Origin of the sequence: Nevskia soli (genome assembly GCF_903970205.1) — a bacterium.
GTDB lineage: Bacteria > Acidobacteriota > Terriglobia > Bryobacterales > Bryobacteraceae > Bog-113.
In genome coordinates, this window is sequence record NZ_CAJCHS010000371.1 from 1 (window position 1) to 4583 (window position 4583).

The window sequence follows — 4583 nt, forward strand, 5'->3', positions numbered from 1 at the left end:
TTGCCGGGCTGCGCGACGGGCGCGCCCGCGGTCGCGGTTGCCGCGGCGCTGTTGATCGTGTGGGTCACGGTGCAGGCCGCCGAGCAGAACACGGTCGCGTACGTGATCGCGATGTCTTTCGCGCCGGTGGCGCTGTTGAGCGCGGACTGCTGCAGAGTCGCGGCAGTCGCGGCGTTTGACAAGGTCACATCGCCGGTCGTGCTGACGAACGTGTTCTGCGTCGAAGTCTGCGCGAAGGCGGCGAACGCGCCGGCGAGAATGAGGATCAGTATTTTCATGGTTGGGTTGCCTGCTGTTGCTGGGCCTGCTGGGCCTGCGCGGCGCTGGCGTCCTGCGCGCTTTGCTGCTGCGCGGCGGCGGCGTCCTGGCCGGAGGCCTGCATCTGCTGCTGGTGCTGCTGGTCGGCCTGCTGCGCGGCCACGTCCTGCGACGCGCCAACGGCGGCGAGCGCGGCTTCGTGGCTGCGGTCGAACATCGCTTCGAGCCTGGCGCCTTCGCGGTCCGCGTCGGCGATATCCACCGCGTTGCCCGCCTTGATGCCCGCCACGCGGATTTGCACCCACGCGTTCATCGCGGCGATCTGGAGCTTCGTGTCGTTCGCCTGTTTTTCCGTCTCGATGATCTGCGCCATCTTGTGGAGCTGGTCGACCATCGCGGCGTGCTGCTGGCTCATGGCCTGCAGCTGCTGCTGCGCCTGCTGCGCCTGTTTCTGGCCGTTCTCGTTCTTGTCGTCCTGCAGGGCAGGCGGCAGCATCTTCTGATACCGTTCCGCGATCTGGTCGGCGAACGGCGCGTCCATCGCTTTGAAGAGGAGGTCGCCCGCGACGGACATGAAGTTCTTGTCTTTCTGGGCGATGTTCGCGTAAATCTGGAAGGCTTGGTCGCGCTGCGAGGTGTAGCTCGGGCCGGTCGAGATCGCGCACTCGTAATCGCCCTTGCCCATCGCGTGGATGACCATCTTGCCGGTCTTCTCGTCCATGAACGGCGCGTTAATTTTGACGGTCTTCGTCTTGCCGTCTTCGCTGCGCGTGGTGCGCTCGCCGGGCGCGGTTCCGTCAACGATCGGGATCAGTTCGAGCAGCGCTCGGCCGAGCGCTTTGCGCGTGCGCGCTTCGTTATCGCTGAAGTGGAAGTTGGTAACGTCGGACTCTTTCTTGCGGCTGTCGATCGCGATGCCGCTGTCCGCGTTCGACTGTGCGCCGAGCGCGTCGTTGAAGATGCCCATGGCGGCTTTCACCGCGTCAATGGCCTGCAGGTATCCGGTCACGAGCGCCTGGATGGGTGGCTCGTTGACCACGCGCACCGGCGGGCCGATGGAGTTGCCTCCGGAATCCTTGACGATCTTGTACTGGATGTACGCGCGCGGATCGTCGTTGACGCCTTCCCACTCGTCTTCGCGGTTGAGAAACTGGCCTTCTGCGCCGATGTACGGCGTTTTGGGCATCTGCGCGATCTGCTCGGCGATGTTCGAGACGTAGAGGTTGACCAGCTTCTGCGGGTCTTTCGCGCCGCGAATCAGGCTGTAGGTGCGCTTCTTGCCCTCTTTGATGATGGTTCTGCCCCACTGCGGGAACACGGGGATCTGCGTCCCGATCCACTCGGTTTCGTCGTGGTTTTCGACGCCGTCGGTGACGTAAATCGTGACCGTGCATTCGCCGTCGTCGTCGTACGTCTTGACGTAGTAGTCGGCGACGAGAATCTGCGCCATGTCGCCGCCCACGCCCATCCACTCGGGCGCCGGGTTATTGCTGTCGTCGGAGTAAAAGCTCCGCATGTTCGCGGTCGTGTCCTCGCCGAACGCGCGTTTGTGCTCGTCGCGCGTCATGAGGCGCAGCACGAAGCAGTACTCGGCGTCGCTGCGGTCGTACTTCCGAGCCGAAGGATCGAAAAGAACGCTGAACTGGTTCTCGATGGCTTCGATCACCAGCTCCATCGGGCCCTTGTGGCCCCTGATGTAGCGCGTCGTGAGGCGGTAGAATCCGCGCCCGCACGAGACCTGGCCTTCGCGGGCGGTGTCGTAAGCAATGTCAGAATCGCACTCGTATTCGATCTGCCGGATGCGTCCCTGGAAGTAGTCGGCGGTTTCTTTTGTTCCCTCGTCTTTCGGGGTCACCTGGATGGAAGGCTTGTTCTGCCTCCCATCGTTCACGACCTGCGCAATTGACGGTGTAAGTCGGTCTTCAGTAAGGATCGGGCGTTTCGCGAGCTTGCGCGCCGCGAGCACGGCGGGCGTCCACTGCCCTTCGCCGCCCGCGGCGAACATGACGTCACTCTCGGCGTCCGCGCGGTCCTCGAAGTCCTGCGCCATCGCGTAAACGTAGCGATCGCGCATGAGTTGAAAGAAGTCGTCGCCGGGTTGTGTTGGTCTGGGCAATGTGGGGGTCTTTATCGTTCGGCGCGCGCGTCGAACTTCGTATGCGGCTGGATCATCTCGGCGACGGCGCCGCGCTGGTGCGCGGGCGTAGCGGCGAGGAACTCGTCTAATTGCTGCTGGGACTCGATCCGCGCGACCATCGCGTGCAGGCGCAGGCGCTCGTCGGTCGCGCGGCGCGGCGAGTTTTTAAGGCGTTTCACGGCACTCGATCAGCGGGTAAAACAACTCGCAATCGACCGTGTAGCCGACCGCGTCCGCGCGCGGTTCGGTCTTCACGACAGCGGGCACTTTCGGCGCGACGGGGCGCGTGGGCACGAAGCCCATGCGCGCGGTCGGGATTGGTCTTCCGTATGCGTCGAGGAGCATGCGTTAGTACTTGGGCTTCTTCGGCATCTTGGTCGGTTTCATCGGCATCTTCTTCATGGGTGGGGCTCCTTTCGGTAGTACTAGTGCGTGCGTTTGAACCTTGTAAACATTGGCTTTTCAGGCCAATCTGGAACTAGATGAACTGGGTCATTTACACGCTCAAAAACCCTCGAACGCACGATGTTCGCTACGTTGGCTGGACATCCAAAACCGTTGAGCAGCGCCTCAAATGGCACATCCAGGAATCGCTCCTGAAAGCGCGTACTCACAAGCAGCGCTGGATCTTGTCGCTGCTCGCCATCGGCCTAAAACCCGTCATCGAGGTAATCGAATCTGGCGCTGGCAAGAAGTGGGAAAAGGCGGAACGCCGTTGGATCTCTCACTTCCGCGCGAACGGTGCGCGTCTTGTAAACGGAACGGACGGCGGCGACGGGTTGCCGAATTGGGGCACTCCCGAGGAACGCAGCGCCAAACAAAAGCGAACCGAGGCAAACAAGACTCCTGAACAACGCAGCGCCATCGCGAAAAAGGCGGCTTCGGCCCAAACGCCCGAACAGCGCAGCGCTTCCCGGAAGAAGAGCCACTCCGGCTCGACTCCCCAAGAACGGCGCGCCCGAATAAGTAGTGCCGTTGCGAAACGCACGCCAGAAGAACGGCGCGAATCGGCTAAAAAGACCAACGCGATGCTGACCTTCGAGCAGCGCAGTGCCGCCGCGAAGAAAGGCCATGCGAGTAGAACTCCTGAAGAGCGCATCGCATTTGGCATGCGCGTCATGTTCGGAATGCGGCGCGCTCGAAAACGGAGCGCTCGAAACCGCGATACCTAGATGTCCCCGACGAGTCTCGAAGGGCGTCGTCTCTGATTCGAGGTCACTGGAGCCACCGCTTGGGCGAACGTTAATGCGAGGGCGTCGCCGTCGTCGGGGCTGTGAATCCCGCGCTTCTGCATCGATTCCTTGCTCTCGATCACCAGCTGGCTTTTCTGGTTCAGGTGATAGCCGGGTCCGACCAAATCGACCGCGAGCTTGTCATCCCCGGGATCGATGGCTCCCTTCGGCAGAAATTCCTTCATCTGCCGCCACATGTACGCGCGCATGTTGGCGTCGTGCTGATCCGCCGAAACGCCGCCGAAGACGATCTCTTCGACCTGGGTGAAGCCCATGGTCTTGAGCCGCTCCGCGACGGGCGCGCCGAACGCGGAATCGATGAACATCGCCGCGACGGGGTTCGCGGGGTCGCGCAGCACCATCGCGGCGCGCGCGACGAGTACCTGGCGGTCACGTCCCGCTTCGCCCGTGATGCGGATCGGCGCGGGGACGCGCGGGCCGGGGCGGGCGTCGCGGCCGCGGCGGAAGCGGATCACGTTCCACGCGGATCCGCCGCCCGAAACGTCGAAGCCGGCGATCAGCGGTTCGTCGTCTAAAACCTCGACCGTGTTGCGTTTCGCGGCGTCGACGCGCGCGCTGTCGATGTACTGCAGCTCGGAGGCGCCGGGCGGAAGGCCCAGAACGCGGACCTTGAAATAGTCGGAATCGACGCCGTAATCGGCTTCGATCTCGGCGATGTATTCCTTGTTGGTGAACTTGCTGGTTCGGCTGTCCACGCGCCGGTGGTTCCAGCGCTCGCGCTGGCGACCGAAGCATGATTCGAAAAAGGCACCTGTGTTCCGCTCACACTGCCCCCAAACGATGAATATGGGGCTGCCATCCGAGCACCCTCCGGCGGCGACTTCCCACACCCGGTCTGGGATAGTACTAGCCTCATCCATTAAGTACCAGGATGTCGAGGTGCACGCGTGCTGGCCTGCGAAACTTTGTTCGGAGCCCGGACGGCACGTTACCGA

Annotated in this window: 6 protein-coding genes; 1 reads left to right on the top strand and 5 read right to left on the bottom strand. The window is 62.9% G+C overall.

Annotated elements, in window-relative coordinates:
• The 4 genes from H1Y01_RS16225 to H1Y01_RS16240 form a co-directional block, all read right to left on the bottom strand.
• Positions 1 to 278 (bottom strand): hypothetical protein (locus H1Y01_RS16225; protein ID WP_180541553.1); only part of this gene is annotated, 278 nt, incomplete at its 3' end.
• On the bottom strand, positions 275 to 2332 hold the full coding sequence (locus H1Y01_RS16230; RefSeq protein ID WP_180541554.1) for a portal protein: 2058 nt from the start codon (positions 2330 to 2332) through the stop codon (positions 275 to 277). The genes H1Y01_RS16230 and H1Y01_RS16225, both read right to left, overlap by 4 nt.
• 53 nt (positions 2333 to 2385) lie before the next feature.
• Entirely contained in the window at positions 2386 to 2574 is a 189-nt protein-coding gene (locus H1Y01_RS16235; RefSeq protein WP_180541555.1) for a hypothetical protein, read from the bottom strand.
• Positions 2561 to 2740: a hypothetical protein gene (locus H1Y01_RS16240; RefSeq protein ID WP_180541556.1), complete on the bottom strand. Its 180-nt coding sequence runs from the start codon at positions 2738 to 2740 to the stop codon at positions 2561 to 2563. Before H1Y01_RS16240 ends, H1Y01_RS16235 begins: the two co-directional genes overlap by 14 nt.
• Before the next feature lie 137 nt (positions 2741 to 2877).
• Here H1Y01_RS16240 and H1Y01_RS16245 point away from each other — a divergent pair, with 137 nt between their 5' ends.
• Complete coding sequence (locus tag H1Y01_RS16245) at positions 2878 to 3567, top strand: GIY-YIG nuclease family protein (protein ID WP_180541557.1); 690 nt, start codon at positions 2878 to 2880, stop codon at positions 3565 to 3567.
• Here H1Y01_RS16245 and H1Y01_RS16250 read toward each other — a convergent pair.
• Positions 3564 to 4343: a hypothetical protein gene (locus H1Y01_RS16250; RefSeq protein ID WP_180541558.1), complete on the bottom strand. Its 780-nt coding sequence runs from the start codon at positions 4341 to 4343 to the stop codon at positions 3564 to 3566. The two genes, H1Y01_RS16245 and H1Y01_RS16250, sit on opposite strands and share 4 nt — an antisense overlap.
• Positions 4344 to 4583: the final 240 nt, after the last annotated feature.